This is a genomic window from Tardiphaga sp. GW821-FHT12E02 (assembly GCF_058807155.1).
Genome location: NZ_JBXAQK010000001.1, coordinates 2436861 through 2454452 on the forward strand (window position 1 = coordinate 2436861; position 17592 = coordinate 2454452).

Below are 17592 nucleotides of genomic sequence, written 5' to 3' on the forward strand. Positions count from 1 at the left end.
AACTGGTCGCCAAGTTTAGCCTCTCGTCTCAACTTTGCCGTGAGCTCCGATCCGCTCACGTAACGCCGTATTCACGCTAAGGACGGACTTTTTTCGCGAGGTGGTAGACATGTAAATGCCCTTTACCCCTCGCGTCTCCGCGCTGGCTATCCCCGAATCCAAACGGGGATTTGGTAATGTCGGAGAATGCGACCGCAGGCAAAAAGCTGGAGAAATTCCCGGCTTTCGACGGGTTTCGCGGGATCGGCGTGGTGGTGGTGATTTTCAGTCACTGCCCGCAGGTGCTGGAGAGCAGCATCTACAACGCGATTTGGCATATAAACCAGCTATCGCGTGTCGGCTATATCGCGCTCGACATCTTCTTCGTGATGTCCGGCTTCTTCATCACCCGCCTGCTGCTGCGCGAGCGTGCCAAGACCGGGCGCATCTCGTTCAAGGATTTCTACATCCGCCGCGCGCTGCGCATCTTTCCGGTCTATTATCTAACCGTGATTGCTTGCCTGTTTCTGTTCAAGATCAGCACGGCCGATACGATCAGCCTGTTCAGCTACACCTTCAATTTCTATCACCCGCTGCATCCCGTTCCGAATCCGCTCGAGCACACATGGTCGCTGTCGGTGGAGGAGCAGTTTTATTTCTTCTGGCCGCTGCTGATCCTGCTGGTGCCGGCACGCTGGCTCGATCGTGTGACCGGCGTGATCGTGCCGCTGCTCGCTATCGCCAGCGGTCTCGTAATGGCGGTGATCTTCATCAATCATGATCCGCGTGAAGCCGGCGACGTCGTTTATATGTCGCTGTTCACTCGCATGCTTTCGCTGTCGCTTGGCGGTTGGCTGGCGCTGCGAGAGTTCGAGAACAAGCCGCTGCGCGGCTGGCGTTGCCTCGCGCTGTTTCTCGGCGCGATCGTCGTGCTCACACTGGATCGGATGGGGCGCAATCTCGGCATCATCACGTCGCAGCCAGTCTATTGGACCATTGCGCTCATCGCCTATGCCATGGTCAGCGTCTCCTTCGTTGCCACCATGGTGTTCGATCGCGGCATCCTGAAGCGCATCATGACGGCGATCCTGTCGATCCCATTGCTGCGCTGGCTCGGGCAGATGTCTTATGCGATGTATGTCTTCCACCTGCCGGTGCTGTTCTATCTCGGCATCAACGATGCCGCGCTGGATGGCGCCAAGGTGCCGATCATGATGGTGGCATTCGCTTTTGCTGTGACCATTGGCATGTCGATCCTGTCGCTCTATCTGCTGGAAACGCCGATGGCCAAGCTGAAAGAAAGCTTTGGCAAGGTCCGGCTGTCCGAAGCGACCGGCACCAATGCGGCGCCGCGGGGCGGAATACTGGCCAGTTTTGCGCAGGCCGCCTTCACGTCGCCGGAAGACAAGCGGGATGGGCCGCCTCCATCGTCTCGCCCAAAGGCCTGGACCGATCGGCCGCGCGATCAGGTCAAATAGTCGCGATGAGTCCCGCTTCGGCGGGACGTACGGTCATGCCGAGAGTCCGCCGCAACGCCTTCGGATGCGGTCTTGACGAAGCCGCATCGCTGCGTCTCAGTGCGCAGGCAATGGCAGCCAATGCCGCATGACGCTGGGAGGCCTAACCGCGATGATTACGCTCTATCACTGCGCCCGCGCGCGCTCGTTTCGCCCGCTGTGGACGCTGGAAGAGCTGGGGCTATCCTATGAGCTGAAGATGCTGCCATTCCCGCCACGCGTCCACGCTAAGGAATATGTCGGCATCAATCCGCTCGGCACCATTCCGCTGATGCTGGATGGCGAGACGCGGATGACCGAGTCGGCCGGGATCGCCCAATATCTCGTGACGAAATATGGTCCGACGCCGCTGGCTGTCGGGGTCGATGAGCCGGATTACGGCGCCTTTCTGAACTGGTTGCATTTCGGCGAGGCGACGCTGACATTCCCGCAAGCCATCGTGCTGCGCTATTCGCGGTTCGAGCCCGAGGAGCGCCGCAGCGCGCAGGTGGCCGAGGATTATTCGAAATGGTTCATCGCCCGCCTCCGTGTCCTCGAGGCGATGATGGGCACCCAGGACTATGTCTGCGGCGGCCGCTTCACGGCAGCCGATATTTCGGTCGGCTATGCGCTTTTGCTGGCGGAGCGCGTCGGTCTCGCTCCGCAGATCGGGCCGAATGTGACGGCCTATTGGCATCGGTTGCGTGTTCGTGATGGATACAAGCGCGCCGTGGAGTCGGAGAATAGCGCAGGCGATGCGCTGGGTTTGGAACGGCGCATCTGAGCCGCTATACGAGTCTCTTCCGATTCAACTGAGTGAGCATGTCCGATGGCCAATGACAGCGTGATCCTGGAGAAGAAGGGCGCCGCATTCTGGATCACCATCAATCGTCCGGAGAAGCGCAATGCGATGAATGCCGATGTCATCGCGGGTATCGCGCATGGCTATCGCCGGGCGCATGACGATGCGGATATACGTGCGATCGTGCTGACCGGCGCAGGCGAAAAGGCATTCTGCGCGGGCGCGGATCTGGCCAATTCAGGCTCGGCTTTCGCGCAGGATTTTGCCAAGCCGAATGGCGATCTCGCCGATCTGATGCGGCTGTCGCAGAACGCCACCAAGCCGGCGATCGCCCGCATCAACGGTGTCTGCATGGCCGGCGGCATGGGCCTGCTGTGCATGACCGACATGGCCGTGGCCGCCGACACTGCAATCTTCGGTCTGCCGGAGGTGAAGGTCGGCGTATTCCCGATGCAGGTGCTGGCGCTGCTGCAGTCGATCGCGCCGCACCGTCTGGTCAATGAATGGTGCATCACCGGCGAGCCGTTCGATGCACGCACAGCGCAGGATGCCGGGCTGCTCAATCATATCGTGCCGGCGGCCGAACTCGATGCGAAGGTCGATTGGCTGATCGCACGCATCAGCGACAAGTCGCCGACCGCGATCCGCCGCGGCAAATATGCCATGCGCGCCATCGCATCGATGTCGTTCGACGAGAGCATCGCCTATCTGGAAAGCCAGATTGCCATTCTCTCGATGACGGAAGATGCGAAGGAAGGCCTCAAGGCTTTTGCCGAAAAGCGCAAGCCGGTCTGGCCGGGCAAGTGAAGCCCGGCATCGTGGCCGTTATCGAAATGCCATGCCGGTGGAGAGTTGAACGGCTAGCAGGAAGACGCAGCCGGCGATCGGCAGGCTGATCAGACGTAAAAGCTGATTGAATGAAGCCATTTCAGCCATCCAATAAGTTTGCCACGAGGCTGACTATACTTGGTTATGCTTAACCGCTGGTAAATAAATGTGCATTTATGCCGACCGGCACGTCAAGATTGTGCGCGCGGGAGATTTTATGGTGTCGTGGGCTGGCCGAAGAGGTGTCGGCGCGCAGCGCGCTTTTCGCGGTCGTTACAGGGATGAGATCAGGTCCGTATGATCAACTAAAGCAGCGATGCAAATCCAATGTTGGACCTTCCTTTGCATCATGCGATTGACCGCGGCACCGGCAGAAAGAGCGCGACCGATCAACCACGCGAGGCTCTCGCACAGCGCTATCAACAAGCCAACCAATGCAATAACCAATGCGTTGTGACTGGGTCCGGAGAACGTCCGGCGCGGGGTTTTTTGAGTGCCCCAAACGGGCAGCGCTTCCCAACGCTGGCGTGAGATCAACTGCTCAGTACCGTCGATATCAACAACGACAAAGCCTCCGGGGGCGATCTTGGAGAATTCGACGGCAACCCCGTCGAGGTCGCAAGTCTTGAATCAAATTCACGGTTGGTTTCGCTCGCACGAAGCCCAGCCATCGGGCGGCAATACCCCAAATCGGTAGCTATCTGCGCGGATGCACGCAATCGGAAGACGATATGGAGGTTAATCAACGCTCCTGGCGAAGCGATGGAGGGTCACTTCCGGCGGACAATTCAACCGGACGGGCAGCAAGCTGGTACCGACGCCGACCGATGTGTAGCCCGCAAGTGTCCCGTAACGCCATGCGCCGTTGCCCATATGGCGCGGCAGCACGGCCTCCAGCTTGATGGCATAGCCACCGGGCAGGCAGAGCTGGCCACCATGGGTATGGCCGCTCAGCATCAGATCGAAATCGTGCTCCGCCGCTTCCTTGTAGGTTTCTGGCGTGTGCGACAACAGGATCGAGAAGGCGTCCTTCGGAATCTGCGCCGCGACTTTCGGGATGTCATCGGCGAGGTAGAAATGCGGATCATCGACGCCGGCTAGGTAGATGCTCGCATCGCCGCGCGTGATCGTCTCGACCTCGTTGAACATCATGCGGATGCCCATCGCTTCGAGCGCAGGTGTGAGGCGAATGGTGTCGTGATTGCCGAGCACCGCAAATACTGGATCGTGTAGTCGAGCGCGGAGTTCGCCGACACCATCGATGGCGCGTTGGAATGGACCGAAAGTCTTGCCGCGATAGTCCCCGGTCAGCACGCAGATGTCGTAATGGAGATCGCCGACGAAGGAGACGAGATGTTTCAGCGCTTTTTCGCTCAGATCGACATGGAGATCGCTGATATGCAGGATCGTAAAGCCGTCGAAGGCTGCGGGCAGGCGAGAAGACGTCACCACATTCTCGCGCACGGTCACGTGGTCGGCCTCGCGGCGCGCGCGCGCATAAAGGCCGGTGAGCTTCAATCCGGCGCGGACGATCGGCGGTGCCGTCAGCCAGTTCTCCAGATTGAAGAACAATCGGCCCTGGCCGAACAACTGATGATCGCGATGGGTCTCGATCTCCAGCCGCTTTTGTACGTGCGCCGCGCCGATGCGATCCATCAGCGGGCGCAATGCGCTGTCGTCTGGCGGGATATGCGGTGGCCGGGCCAACGCGCTCGCGTCCTAGCCCGTGCTCGCCTTGAGGCCGGCGGCCTCGATGCCTGCGACGGCCGCGATCTCGTCATTGTCCGACGTGTCGCCGGAGATGCCGACCGCGCCGAGCAGGCCGCCGGTTTGATCGTGGATCAGCACGCCGCCGGGCACGGGGATGAGTGCACCGCGCGCCATGGTGTTCACGGCATCGATGAAGAACGGCTGCTCTTCGGCACGCTTGAACAGTGCGCGCGAGCCGAGGCCCATCGCCAGCGCGCCATAGGCTTTGCCATGGGCGACTTCACCGCGCATCAGGCTAGTGCCGTCCTGTGCCAATGCGGCCTTCACGCAACCGCGCGCATCGAGCACCGTGATGACCATCGGCTTCAGCTTCATCTCGATGACCTTGGCGAGGGAGGCGTCGAGGATTCTTCGGGCGATGTCGAGCGAGAGATCGGGCATGTGGGTATGTCCTTAATGTGATGTGGAAGAGTGCGTGGTTGGTGTGGCATTGTCGAGGCTCATCGCCAGCACGCGCGCGACGTGCAGGGCCTCGCGTGGGGTGCCGTCGGCGATCTGATGGCGACACGAGGTGCCGTCGGCGACAATCAGTGTCGCGGCATCGGCCTTGCGCACGACAGGGAGCAATGATGCTTCGGCCATCTGGATCGAGGTCTGGTAGGTATCTGCCCCATAGCCGAATGCGCCGGCCATGCCGCAGCAACTGGACTCGATGGTCTCCACCGCGAGATCTGGGATCAGGCGCAGTGCCTTCTCGACCGGCTTGAAGGCACCGAATGATTTCTGGTGGCAATGGCCATGCACCATCGCCTTCGGTGCGATCGGCTTGAGCGGCAGTTGCAAATGGCCGGCCTCGGCTTCGCGGACCAGGAATTCCTCGAACAGCATCGCATGCGCGCTGATGCTTTTCGCGATGTCGTCCGAACGTAGCGACAAGAGCTCGTCGCGGAGCGTGAGAAGGCAGCTCGGCTCCAGGCCGACAATGGGCACGCCGCGCGTGGCGAAGGGCGCATAGGTTGCCACCAGGCGATCGAGTTCGGCGCGGGCCTGATCGACAAGACCGGCCGAGAAGAAGGTGCGGCCACAGCACAGCGCGCGCGAGCTGCCATCCACCGGCTTCGGCAGATGCACGCGATAGCCGCCGGCCACGAGCACGCGCAAGGCGTCGTCGAGATTTTCGCGCTCATAGGCGCGATTGAACGTGTCGGCGAACAGCACGACCTCGTGGCCATCGATGGGTCCGACAACATCGGTGTCGTGCTGGAACACATCACTGCGCCATGCGGGCAGGCTGCGTTTGGCGCTGATGCCCGTGACGCGTTCGACCAGATGGCGCAGCACCGGGTGGTCGTTGCGCAGATTCATCAGCGGCGCGAGCCTGGCGGCAAAGGGCGCATAGCGCGGCAGATAGCCGACAAGGCGATCGCGGAGCGACAGGCCGTGCTTCGCAGCACGGGCCGCCAGCACCTCGATCTTCATCTTCGCCATGTCGACGCCCGTCGGGCATTCATGGCGGCAGGCCTTGCAGGAGACGCAAAGCTTCATCGTGTCGGCCATTTCGTCGGATGTCAGCGCATCCGGGCCGAGCTGCCCGGAGATCGCGAGCCGCAGCGTGTTGGCGCGGCCGCGCGTCACGTCCTTCTCATTGCGCGTCGCGCGATAGGAGGGGCACATCACGCCGCCTTCAAGCTTCCGGCATGTGCCGTTGTTGTTGCACATCTCGATGGCGCCCTGAAAACCGCCGCCGGCGCCGGGATAAGCGGACCAGTCGAGCTCGGTCTTCAGGTCGCCGATGCGATAATCCGGCGTGTAGCGAAACAGCGAGCGGTCATCCATCTTCGGTGGATCGACGATCTTGCCGGGATTGAGGATGCGGCCGGGGTCGAAACGATCCTTCACTTCGGTGAAATCGGCGATGATGCGCTCGCCGAACATTTGTTTATGAAACTCGGAGCGCACCAGGCCATCGCCATGCTCGCCGGAATGCGAGCCCTTGTATTCGCGCACCATGTCGAACGCTTCTTCGGCGATCGCGCGCATCGCCTTGACGTCCTTGTCGAGTTTCAGGTTCAGCACCGGTCGCACATGCAGGCAGCCTTCGGAGGCATGCGCATACATGGTGCCGGAGGTGCCGTGTTTTGCGAACACGCCGAGCAGGCGCTCGGTGTAATCGGCGAGATGCGGCAGCGGCACGGCGCAATCCTCGATGAAGGAGACCGGCTTGCCCTCCTGCTTCATCGACATCATCACGTTGAGGCCGGCCGCGCGAAACTCCGCGATGCCCGCTTGCAGCGATGGCTCGGTGACATCGACCACGCCGCCCCATTTGCGCTGCGGGTTGTCCCAGCCGAAGCCGAGATCGCCCAACAGCGCGCCGAGTTCCTTCAGCTTGGCGGCATTGGCGGCCTGGTCCGCTTCGGCGAATTCCACGATCAGCAGCGCATCGGGATCGCCGCGGACGGCGCTCTTGATGATCGGCTGGAACATGGCGATTTCGCGACCAAGCGCGATCATGGTGCGATCGACCAGTTCGACGGCGATCGGCTTCAGCTTCACCAGATGCTGGGTGGCATCCATCGCCTCATAGAAGCTGCCGAAATGGCAGACGCCAAGCGCCTTGTTGCCGATCAGCGGCCACAGCTTGAGTTCGACCTGCGTGGTGAAAGCGAGGGTGCCCTCGGAGCCGACGAGCAGATGCGCGAGATTGTTCGGCGTGTTGCGCGGCACCAGCGCATCGAGATTGTAGCCGCCGACGCGGCGCTGCACTTGCGGGAAGCGGGCTGCAATCTCCTGCGCCTCGCGTTCGCCAAGCGCCAGCATCTCGCGAAAGAGCGCGGGCGCGTCGTCGTTCGGATCGATCTCGCCGAAATGAAGCTGCGTGCCATCGACTAATGCCGCATCCATCGCAATCGTGTTGTCGCGCATGGTGCCATAGCGCAGCGAGCGGCCGCCGCAGCTGTTGTTGCCGGCCATGCCGCCGATGGTGGCGCGCGAGGCGGTGGAGACATCGACGGGAAACCACAGCCCGTGCTTCTTGAGCTGCCGGTTGAGATCGTCGAGCACGATGCCGGGCTCGACGATGCAGGTGCGGTTTTCGACATCGACCGAGATCAGTTTGTTGAGATGCTTCGACAGGTCGATGACGATGCCTTCATTCACCGTCTGCCCGCATTGCGAGGTGCCGCCGCCGCGCGGCGTAACCACGCGGCCGTCGTCGCGGCAGATCGCCATGGCGCGAAGCGCTTCGTCGATCGTGCGGGGCACGACCACGCCGAACGGGACGATCTGATAGAACGAGGCATCGGTGGCGTAACGGCCGCGATTGAAGGCGTCGAAGAACACGTCGCCGGTGGTTGCAGCAGCAAGCCGCGCGGCCAAAGCACTGTCGGCCGCCGAACTACGAGTCATCGCGGCCTGCTTTGTCGCCATCGTCTGAGTCTCATGTTACGAAAGTTTGTCTTTGCATCGAGGTCCAGCCTTGGCAAGGGAGGGACGGTCCGGCAAGTCGGAGCGACGCAGCCTTCAACGCGACCATGTTTGGTGCGCTGCGGAATCGGAATCCGGCATTCGCCGCTGAAACGGACTCGAACAAACGTCTGGCATAATGTATACCAATCCCCGGGACGAAGTCCTTCACAGGTGAATTCACGGGCATTGCATCAGGAAAAATCTCGGGGAGAGCGTCACTATGACCGTACATACCGGAAGGCATTTTCTGCAGATTCCAGGCCCCACCAATGTGCCCGACCGGGTGCTGCGGGCCATGGACATGCCGACGCTGGACCATCGCGGTCCGGAATTCGCTGAGCTCGGTTTGCATGTCCTCGCTGCAATGCAGCGAGTGTTTCGTACCAAGCAGCCGGTGATGATCTATCCGTCGTCGGGGACGGGTGCCTGGGAGGCGGCGATCGTCAACACGCTGTCGCCGGGCGACAAGGTGCTGATGGCCGAGACCGGCCAGTTCGCCACCCTGTGGCGCAATCTGGCCGAGCGCTTCAAGCTCGACATCGACTTCGTACCGGGCGACTGGCGCCATGGCGCTGACCTGACGGAGATCGAGAAGCGACTCGTGGCCGACAAGAGCCACGCCATCAAGGCGGTCATGATCGTCCATAACGAGACTTCGACCGGCTGCGTCACCTATCCGCTCGACGTGCGAAAGATCCTCGACCGCGTCAGCCATCCGGCGCTGCTGATGGTGGATACGGTCTCCGGCCTTGGTTCGCTGGAATATGAACATGACGCCTGGGGCATCGACGTGTCCGTGGCGGGCTCGCAGAAGGGCCTGATGCTGCCGCCGGGGCTCGGCTTCAATGCGGTCTCCGAAAAGGCCCTGGCGGCCTCCCAGGCCGCCCAGTCGTTCCGCTCCTATTGGGACTGGCAGGAGATCATCACCGCCAACAAGCTCGGCTCCTGGCCTTACACGCCGGCCACCAATCTGCTCTACGCGCTGAAGGAAGCCGTGGCGATGCTGGAGGAGGAGGGACTCGACAACGTGTTCGCCCGCCACAAGCGCCACGGCGCTGCCGCCCGCGCCGCCGCGAAGGCCTGGGGCCTCGAGACGGTCCCCGTCCGCCAGCAGGACCACTCGCCGGCGCTCACCGCTGTCCTGATGCCCGAAGGCCATGACGCCGATGCATTCCGCAAGGTGGTGCTCGAGAATTTCGACATGTCGCTCGGCACCGGCCTCAACAAGTGGAAGGGCAAGATCTTCCGCATCGGCCATATCGGTCATTTCAACGACCTGATGCTGATGGGCACGCTGGCCGGTGTCGAAATGGGCCTGGAACTCGCCAAGGTGCCACATCGCGCCGGCGGCGTGATGGCGGCCATGGATGTGCTTACCGGCAAGGGCGTTGTGCCCATGACGAAAGCTGCGAGCGCCTGACCCTCTCTTGTTCACCTCTCCCCACCAGCGAGAGGTCGCCGCGTAGCGGCGGGTGAGGGGGCTTCCACAAGCGACGTCGCCTGCGGCGCCCCCCTCTCCCTGCCCACCGGTGGGGGAGGGGACATGACGGCCTGTGCCAATCTCATCGCATGCCGCCCACCCGATGGCGGCCTAACAATCTGACCGGGGCTGGAGCATAGTCGCTTCAGCCCTTTTCCATTCCGCCTTGCGAAAGATGTCTCATGACCGCGCCTGCCAGCGAAGACCTGCTCTATTCCGTCGAGAACGGCATCGCCAAGATCACCTTCAACCGCCCGCAGGCGCGCAACGCCATGCTGTTCTCCATGTACGAACGCATGGCGGAGATCTGCACGGCCGCCAATGACGACCGCTCCATCAAGGCGATCATTCTCACGGGCACCGGCGACAAGGCATTTGCGTCCGGTACCGACATCTCCCAGTTCCGCGAATTCAAGACGGCGCAGGATGCGCTGGACTATGAAGCGCGGATCGACCGGGTGCTCACCGCGCTGGAAACCTGCCGCGTCCCGACCATCGCCGCCATTGCTGGCGCCTGCACCGGCGGCGGTGCCGGCATCGCCGCCTGCTGCGACCTGCGCATTGGCACAGCGGTGACACGGATGGGTTTTCCGATCGCCCGCACCCTCGGCAATTGCCTCTCGATGTCCAATATCAGCCGGGTGATGTCGCTGGTGGGCCCTGCGCGCACCAAGGACATGATTTTCACGGCACGCCTGATCGAGGCCGATGAGGCGCTGGCACTCGGCCTGATCAACGAGATCGTGCCCGATGTGGAGACGCTGCAGCGCCGCGCGCTGGAACTGGCGCAGCTGGTGGCAAGCCATGCGCCGATCACCCTCGAAGTCACCAAGGAGGCCGTCCGTCGCCTTCGCAAGACGCTGACGCGGGACGAGGGGCAGGATCTCGTCCTCAAGGCCTATATGAGCGAGGATTTTCGCGAGGGCATGGATGCCTTCCTCAACAAGCGCAAGCCAAACTGGCAGGGGAAGTAAGCGAGCTTCTGTTTTAACCTCTCCCCGCTTGCGGAGAGAGGTCGACTGGAGCGCGCATAGCGCGCGGAAGTCGGGTGAGGGGGCTCTCCATTTGCTCGGAGCTTGCGGATAGCCCCTCATCCGTCGTCGCTTCGCGACGCCACCTTCTCCCCGCAAGCGGGGAGAAGGAAGTAACCCCTGACCAAAGTCGCCCCGACCATGCGTCCGGCGCGCTTGATGTCACCGAAAATACCCCTCAGAATAGAACCAACCAAAAGTGGCGGGCGCCAAAAGCCCGCTTGGGGTCATAGGGAAGAAACAATGTCCAAGTTGATCGGCGCCACAGCCGCGCTTGCCGCCGTGCTGGCTGCTACCCCCATTCTCTCGCCCGCGCATGCGTGGGAGCCCACAAAACCCATCGAGATCGTGGTCGCGGCCGGCGCCGGTGGTGCCTCCGACCAGATGGCGCGCATGATGCAAGCTGCGATCCAGAAGAACAACCTGGCCAAGGTCCCCGTAGTGGTGTCGCTGAAAGGCGCTGCCTCTGGCGGCGAGGCGCTGATCTACATGAAGTCGAGCGATGGCGATGCCAGCAAGGTGCTGATCGCCTACTCGCTGATCTACATGCTGCCGCTCTCCGCAAAAATCCCGTTCAACTGGCGCGATCTCACGCCGGTGTCTGTGGTGGCGATGGACCAATTCGTGTTGTGGGACAATGCCAAGGGTCCGAAGACGGTGAAGGACTTCGTCGAGGCCGCGAAGGCCGCGTCATCGCCCTTCAAGATGGGCGGCACCGGCTCGAAGCGTGAAGACCATGTGCTCACGGTGTTCATGGAAAAGAAGACCAGCGCCAAGTTCTCCTATCTACCCTACAAGTCCGGCGGCGAGGCCGCGACGCAGCTGGTCGGCGAGCACACCGAAGCCAACGTCAACAACCCATCCGAAAATCTCGAAGTCTGGCGCGCCGGCCAGGTGCGGGCGCTCTGCGTGTTCGACAAGGAGCGCATCTCGTACAAGACCAAGGTCACCGAGACGCAGTCGTGGAACGACATTCCGACCTGCAAGGAAGAAGGCCTCGACGTGCAGTATCTGATGCTGCGTGCGCTCTTCCTGCCGGGCAAGGTGACCAAGGAGCAGCAGGCCTATTATGTTGATCTGGCGGAAAAGGTGACCAAGACGCCGGAATACAAGGACTACATGGAGAAGCAGGCACTGAAGCCGGTGTTTCTCAAGGGCGAGGACATGACCAGGTTCCTCGAAGAGGACGACGCGCTGAACAAGTCGCTGATGACCGAAGCGGGATTCGTCGCGAAGTAACGCTGCCTGTCGTCCCCCGCGAAAGCGGGGGACCCAGTAGACACAGGCGCTGATGGACTCCACTGGCAGCTGCGTTTACTGGATCACCCGCTTTCGCGGGTGATGACATGCTCATGATGCGCAGCGCGCGCTGCTTCCTCTATCTACAGAAGCTTGTCCATGTCCAACACCGATCTCGAAATCGTCGTCGAAGACCCTACCGCGCCCGACGACGCGTCGCCGTCCGTCGTCAGCCGCCGCACCATCGAGATTGTCGTCTCACTGCTGCTGCTCGCGCTCGCCGCCGTCCTCGCTTACGATAACTGGCAAACCGGCATCGAATGGGATTCCACCGGTCCGCAGCCCGGCTATTTCCCGTTCTATCTCTCGGTGATCCTCGGTGGCGCCAGCCTTTACGGTCTGATTGCGGCGCTGTTCGCGAAAGATGCCAAGACCGAAACCTTCGTGACCCGCGCGCAATTGCGTCGCGTCATGCTCGTCTTCGTGCCGACGGCCCTGTTCTGCCTCGCGACCCAGTTGCTCGGCATCTATGTGGCGAGCTTCGTGCTGATTTCCGGCTTCATGCGCCTGGTCGGCAAGATCGCCTGGTGGAAATCACTGGTCACCGCCGTCGTCTTCACCGCCATCATGTTCGTGACCTTCGATGTCGCCTTCGACGTGATCATGCCGAAAGGTCCGCTCGAGCGGGCCCTCGGGCGATAGGAGGCTGACATGGAAGCTCTTGGTCTCCTGATGCACGGCTTTGCCGTGCTGCTCACCTGGAAAATCCTGGCGCTGATGATGTTCGGCCTCGTGCTCGGCATCTTTGTCGGCGTGCTGCCGGGCCTCGGCGGGCCCAATGGTGTCGCCATCCTGTTGCCGCTGACCTTCTCGATGGATCCGACCTCGGCCATCGTGATGCTGTCCTGCATCTATTGGGGCGCGCTGTTCGGCGGCGCCATCACCTCGATCCTGTTCAATATCCCGGGCGAAGCGTGGTCGGTGGCCACCACCTTCGACGGCTATCCCATGGCCCAGCAGGGCAGGGCCGCGGAAGCGCTGACGGCGGCCTTCACGTCGTCCTTCATCGGCTCGCTGGTCGCCGTGATGCTGATCACGTTCCTGGCGCCGATGATCTCGACCTTCGCGCTGAAATTCGGGCCGCCGGAATTCTTCGCCGTTTATCTCCTGACCTTCTGCTCCTTTGTCGGTCTCGGCCGCGAAGCCAAGCACAAGACGGTCATCTCCATGGCGCTCGGGCTTTTGATCGCCGGCATCGGCATGGACACGGTCTCCGGCAATCTGCGCATGACCTTCGGCTCGCCGGACCTTTTGCGTGGCATCAATTTCCTCGTCGCCGTGATCGGCCTGTTCGGCATCAGCGAAATCCTGCTGACCATGGAAGAGCGCCTGGCGCTGCGCGGCCATGCGGCCAAGATCAGCCTGCGCGTGATCTGGCAGGTCTGGACTGATCTTCCGCGCTACTGGGCGACCTTGCTGCGCTCCTCGGTGATCGGTTGCTGGCTCGGCATCACCCCCGGCGGCGCGATTGCGGCGTCTTTCATGGGCTACAATCTCGCCAAGCGCTTCTCGAAGGATTCCGAGAGTTTTGGCAAAGGCCGCATCGAAGGCGTGTTCGCGCCGGAAACGGCCGCGCATGCGTCGGGCACCGCAGCCCTGCTGCCAATGCTGGCACTCGGCATCCCAGGTTCCGGCACCGCCGCGATCCTGCTCGGCGGCCTAATGGTGTGGGGCCTCAATCCCGGCCCGCTGCTGTTCGTCGAGCACAAGGATTTCGTCTGGGGCCTCATCGCCTCGATGTATCTCGGCAATGTCGTCGGTCTGGTGCTCGTGCTCTCCACCGTACCGATCTTCGCGTCGATCCTGCGCGTGCCGTTTGCCGCCGTGGCGCCGATGATCGTGGTGTCCTGCGCCATCGGCGCCTATGCGATCCAGAACGCCATGTTCGACATCTGGCTGATGCTGGGCTTTGGCGTGGTCGGCTATGTCTTCAAGAAGATCGGCATCCCGCTGGCGCCCTTCACGCTGGCGCTGGTCCTCGGCAGCAGGGCAGAGGACGCGTTTCGGCTGGCGATGATCGGCTCCGGCGGAAGCCTCGGCGTGTTCTGGTCCAACGGGCTGGTGGGGACGATCACCACCTTGGCCATCACGCTGCTGTTCTGGCCGGTGATCGATCGGGTGTTCAGCAGCGTCGGTCGCCGGCTGCGACCGGCGAACGCGACGGGGTAGACGGCATCAGACCACCTTGGCTTCTCGCAATGTGGCGATTTCATCCGCGCTGAAACCGAATTCGGCGAGCACTTCCTCGGTGTTCTCGCCGAATTCCGGCGGCCGCGCGGCCATTGTGCTCGGGGTGCGCGACAGGGTGAAGGGCTGGCTGACCAGTGTAATCTTGCGATTCTGGTCGTTGGGCACGTCCTGCGCCAGGCCGAGATGCTTGACCTGCGCATCGTCGAACATCTGGTCGATGCTGTAGATCGGCCCGCAGGGCACGCCGGCTTCGTTTAGCGTCTCGACCCAGTAAGTGGTCGTGTTCTGCGCGGTGTGACGCTCGATCTCGGCATTCAGTGCGTCCCGGTTTTTGGAACGGGCAGGGCCTGTCGCATAGTCGGGATTCGTGATCAGTTCCGGTGCGCCGACCGCCTGTGCACAGCGCTCCCAGATCTTGCCGCCGGTGGTGGCGATGTTGATATGGCCGTCCGAGGTTTTGAACACGCCGGTGGGAATGCTGGTGGGATGGTTATTGCCGGCCTGCTGCGGTACCTCGCCCTCCATCAGCCAGCGTGAAGCCTGGAAATCCAGCATGAACACCTGGGCCTGCAGGAGCGAAGTCTGCACCCACTGGCCTTGGCCGGACACATCGCGCTCCAGCAGTGCAGTGAGGATGCCGGTGGCGCAAAAGAGGCCGGCAGTGAGATCGGCAACAGGAATCCCGACCCGCATCGGCCCTTTGCCGGGCGCACCGGTGATCGACATCAGCCCGCCCATGCCCTGGGCGATCTGATCGAAGCCTGGGCGCTTGTGATACGGTCCGTCCTGCCCGAAGCCGGAAATGCTGCCATAGACGATGCCGGGATTGATCGCCTTGAGGCTGTCATAGTCGATGCCAAGGCGGGCTTTTACGTCCGGGCGAAAATTCTCGACCACAACGTCTGCCTTCTCGACGAGGCGCTTGAACACAGCGAGGCCGCGAGGGTCCTTCAGGTTCAGCGTCATCGCCCGCTTGTTGCGATGCAGGTTCTGGAAATCCGAGCCCTGTCGCGGGCCGCCGGGCTGCTCGGAACCGGCGTCATCGCTCAGCGCATCGATCTTGACGACATTGGCGCCCCAATCGGACAGCTGGCGGACGCAGGTCGGGCCGGAGCGGATGCGGGTGAGATCGAGGACAGTGAAGCGGGAGAGGGCTTGCGAGGCGCGCAGGAATGGCATTCAGAACGCTCCGGGATGACGCTAAGTCGGGCTAGCACAAATAACCTTTCGCGCAATACAGTCGCGCTGTCATGCCCCGAGGACCGCTGACCTTGTGCAAGTTCTGGGCAAAAATGCATGTAACCGGTGGGGGGCAATCGGTTGCATCAGGCGCCGAACTGACGTTACCACTCGATCACTGACCTAACCGCTGAAAAATAGAGAACTATTTCAGATTTTTGTGTATCCGCTACGGGTTTTGTGTTTTCGTTTTCGGGTACACGCCGGCGATGCGGCTGATGGCCGGCACGGCCGCTCTTCTGCATAATGTTCATTGGATCGGATGATCGCGCTGCGATGGCCATCGCTGATCGTCGTTGTAAGCCACCTGCCGAAGACGGCTGTCCGTTAAGTGCCGGTTGGCAACAACTTTAACCGTTCCGCATCATCGAAAAAAGGCGACGTTATAACTTGAAAAGATCAGGCCGCCTGATCTGCAGCGCTTGCACAAGCGCCAGCAATTTCATATCGATAGCCGGCGCTATCCGGATGTGATCGGCCAGTTCCGTGAGCGGAATTTCGTGGATGTCGATTTCCTCGTTCTCGTCAGCGAGGCCGCCACCGGACCCAACCCGATCGGCTACGCGATACGGCGCGAGATATAGAACGAGCTGCTCGGTTGAAACGGCGAGCATCGACCAGCAATTTGCCACCATCTCCAGTGTTTCGAGGCGGACGCCGGCCTCTTCCATTGCTTCGCGGCGGGCACACGCTTCGGCGTCGTCGTCGTCGTTTACACCGGCGATCGGCTCGATGATGTCTTTGGTTCCTGGCGATACGTGTTCGACGGGCGTCCGGAACTGGCTGATGACGAGAGCGACCCGACGTTCTTCATCATAGGGCAAGACGGCGACTGCATTGCCGTGATGTTCGACGTGCCGTGTGAACAACTGGCCCTTTGCGGATTTCACGTTCGCCAGGAACACCTGCATCCATCCATCTACGACGATCCGGACATCCACTATGCTGTTCTTCACCGTTTAATCCTTCAGGGATTTATCCAAGCCGTTGGCGTCCAGCCCAGTGGCCTCCGGGCATCTGCGCTGCCTCATTGCTTCAGACGATGCAACGCCAGCTCCATGTGGAGCATTTTCCGATTTGGTGCTAGTCACATATGGCAGCGGGCACGCATTCATAGAGCCATGGCTTGCCTTTGCTTCGCTCAAAGGCAGTCGGCACCTGTTTCTGCTTTGTGAGGCACATCACGCAGGTTGGACCGGATTTCTGGAATGCAAAGTATTGTATTGGGCGGTTCCGGTATCGTCGGCAGCCACATCGTCTCGAAGCTGGTGGCGGCCGGCGAACACCCCATCGCTCTCTCGCGATCACCGCGTGACGACCAGCGGGGCGTTCGGTGGATGCAGGGCGACTTGGCACATCCCGAGAGCCTTCAACTGCCGCGCATCACAACGGTTTACTGTACGGCCCATTCTCTCCTGCTGGCCAAGGCGCTGCCCAACCTGTTCAGCGATGAATTGCGGCGTGTTGTGTTGTTCACGTCGACCAGCATCGTTACCAAGCTCAATTCCGACATCCCGGCCGAACGCGAGGGTTTGCAGAAGCTCGCCGAAGGTGAGCAACAGGTCATCGATATTTGTACGCGAATGGGTGTCGGCTGGACGGTGTTGCGGCCGACGATGATCTATGACGAGGGACGGGACGCCAATGTTTCCCGATTGGCGAAGTTGATAGAGAAAGTCGGTGTGATGCCGCTCGCAGGGCGAGGTGCGGGACTGCGTCAGCCCGTGCACGCTGAAGATCTGGCGCTCGGCGCGCTGAACGCTGCATCCAGCGATGCCGCCAGGAACAATATCTACGCGTTGCCGGGCCCGGAGGCCATCTCCTATCGAGAGATGGTCGGGCGGATATTCGATGGACTGGGCAAGTCCCGGCGCATCGTGCCGGTGCCGCCGGTACTGTGGAAGATTGCGTTCACGCTGGCCGCGCCACTCTTGCCAAATGCCAATGTGGCGATGGGCAGTCGCATGGCGAAAGACATGGTGTTCGATCCGGCCCCCGCCGTCAGGGATTTCGGCTGGGCGCCGCGCAACTTTCACCCGCAGTTCAAGACCATGTTCGAGCCGCGATAGC

General features: G+C 61.7%; 14 protein-coding genes. 9 read left to right on the forward strand and 5 right to left on the reverse strand.

Annotated elements, in window-relative coordinates; genetic code table 11:
* The first annotated feature begins 176 nt into the window (after positions 1–176).
* The 3 genes from AC1RQ5_RS11535 (at position 177) to AC1RQ5_RS11545 (ending at position 3084) form a co-directional block, all read left to right on the forward strand.
* Entirely contained in the window at positions 177–1457 is a 1281-nt protein-coding gene (locus AC1RQ5_RS11535) for an acyltransferase family protein (protein WP_493199033.1), read from the forward strand.
* Between the two features lie 151 nt (positions 1458–1608).
* Positions 1609–2259: a glutathione S-transferase family protein gene (locus AC1RQ5_RS11540; protein ID WP_493199035.1), complete on the forward strand. Its 651-nt coding sequence runs from the start codon at positions 1609–1611 to the stop codon at positions 2257–2259.
* A gap of 45 nt (positions 2260–2304) precedes the next feature.
* On the forward strand, positions 2305–3084 hold the full coding sequence (locus AC1RQ5_RS11545) for an enoyl-CoA hydratase/isomerase family protein (protein ID WP_493199037.1): 780 nt from the start codon (positions 2305–2307) through the stop codon (positions 3082–3084).
* A 759-nt stretch (positions 3085–3843) separates the two neighbouring features.
* Here the strand turns inward: AC1RQ5_RS11545 and AC1RQ5_RS11550 are convergent.
* From AC1RQ5_RS11550 to AC1RQ5_RS11560, 3 genes are read right to left on the reverse strand one after another with little or no spacing between them, the layout of a single operon-like run.
* Positions 3844–4812: a metallophosphoesterase gene (locus tag AC1RQ5_RS11550; RefSeq protein ID WP_493199038.1), complete on the reverse strand. Its 969-nt coding sequence runs from the start codon at positions 4810–4812 to the stop codon at positions 3844–3846.
* Positions 4813–4824: 12 nt separating this feature from the next.
* Positions 4825–5256 (reverse strand): GlcG/HbpS family heme-binding protein, encoded by a 432-nt coding sequence (locus AC1RQ5_RS11555; protein WP_493199040.1) that lies wholly within the window; start codon positions 5254–5256, stop codon positions 4825–4827.
* 12 nt (positions 5257–5268) lie between these two features.
* A complete protein-coding gene (locus AC1RQ5_RS11560; RefSeq protein WP_493199041.1) occupies positions 5269–8223 on the reverse strand; it encodes an FAD-binding and (Fe-S)-binding domain-containing protein in 2955 nt (984 codons plus the stop codon).
* Positions 8224–8503: 280 nt separating this feature from the next.
* On the opposite strand from AC1RQ5_RS11560, the gene AC1RQ5_RS11565 reads away from it, so the two are divergent.
* From AC1RQ5_RS11565 to AC1RQ5_RS11585, 5 genes are all read left to right on the forward strand, one after another.
* Positions 8504–9703, forward strand: a complete 1200-nt coding sequence (locus AC1RQ5_RS11565; RefSeq protein WP_493199043.1) for a pyridoxal-phosphate-dependent aminotransferase family protein — start codon at positions 8504–8506, stop codon at positions 9701–9703.
* Positions 9704–9945: 242 nt separating this feature from the next.
* The gene (locus AC1RQ5_RS11570; RefSeq protein WP_493199045.1) at positions 9946–10737 is read left to right on the forward strand and encodes an enoyl-CoA hydratase/isomerase family protein; all 792 of its coding nucleotides are present in this window, start codon (positions 9946–9948) and stop codon (positions 10735–10737) included.
* 300 nt (positions 10738–11037) lie between these two features.
* The gene (locus AC1RQ5_RS11575; protein WP_398478494.1) at positions 11038–12033 is read left to right on the forward strand and encodes a tripartite tricarboxylate transporter substrate binding protein; all 996 of its coding nucleotides are present in this window, start codon (positions 11038–11040) and stop codon (positions 12031–12033) included.
* A 159-nt stretch (positions 12034–12192) separates the two neighbouring features.
* Positions 12193–12735, forward strand: coding sequence for a tripartite tricarboxylate transporter TctB family protein (locus AC1RQ5_RS11580; RefSeq protein WP_493199047.1), 543 nt, complete (start codon positions 12193–12195; stop codon positions 12733–12735).
* 9 nt (positions 12736–12744) lie between these two features.
* Positions 12745–14262, forward strand: a complete 1518-nt coding sequence (locus tag AC1RQ5_RS11585) for a tripartite tricarboxylate transporter permease (protein ID WP_493199049.1) — start codon at positions 12745–12747, stop codon at positions 14260–14262.
* Positions 14263–14268: 6 nt separating this feature from the next.
* Here the strand turns inward: AC1RQ5_RS11585 and AC1RQ5_RS11590 are convergent, their stop codons facing one another.
* The gene (locus tag AC1RQ5_RS11590) at positions 14269–15462 is read right to left on the reverse strand and encodes a CaiB/BaiF CoA transferase family protein (protein WP_493199051.1); all 1194 of its coding nucleotides are present in this window, start codon (positions 15460–15462) and stop codon (positions 14269–14271) included.
* A 443-nt stretch (positions 15463–15905) separates the two neighbouring features.
* Positions 15906–16478, reverse strand: coding sequence for an NUDIX domain-containing protein (locus tag AC1RQ5_RS11595; protein WP_493199053.1), 573 nt, complete (start codon positions 16476–16478; stop codon positions 15906–15908).
* Between the two features lie 252 nt (positions 16479–16730).
* Between AC1RQ5_RS11595 and AC1RQ5_RS11600 the strand changes: the two genes are divergently transcribed.
* Positions 16731–17591: an NAD-dependent epimerase/dehydratase family protein gene (locus AC1RQ5_RS11600; RefSeq protein ID WP_493199055.1), complete on the forward strand. Its 861-nt coding sequence runs from the start codon at positions 16731–16733 to the stop codon at positions 17589–17591.
* Position 17592 lies beyond the last annotated feature (1 nt).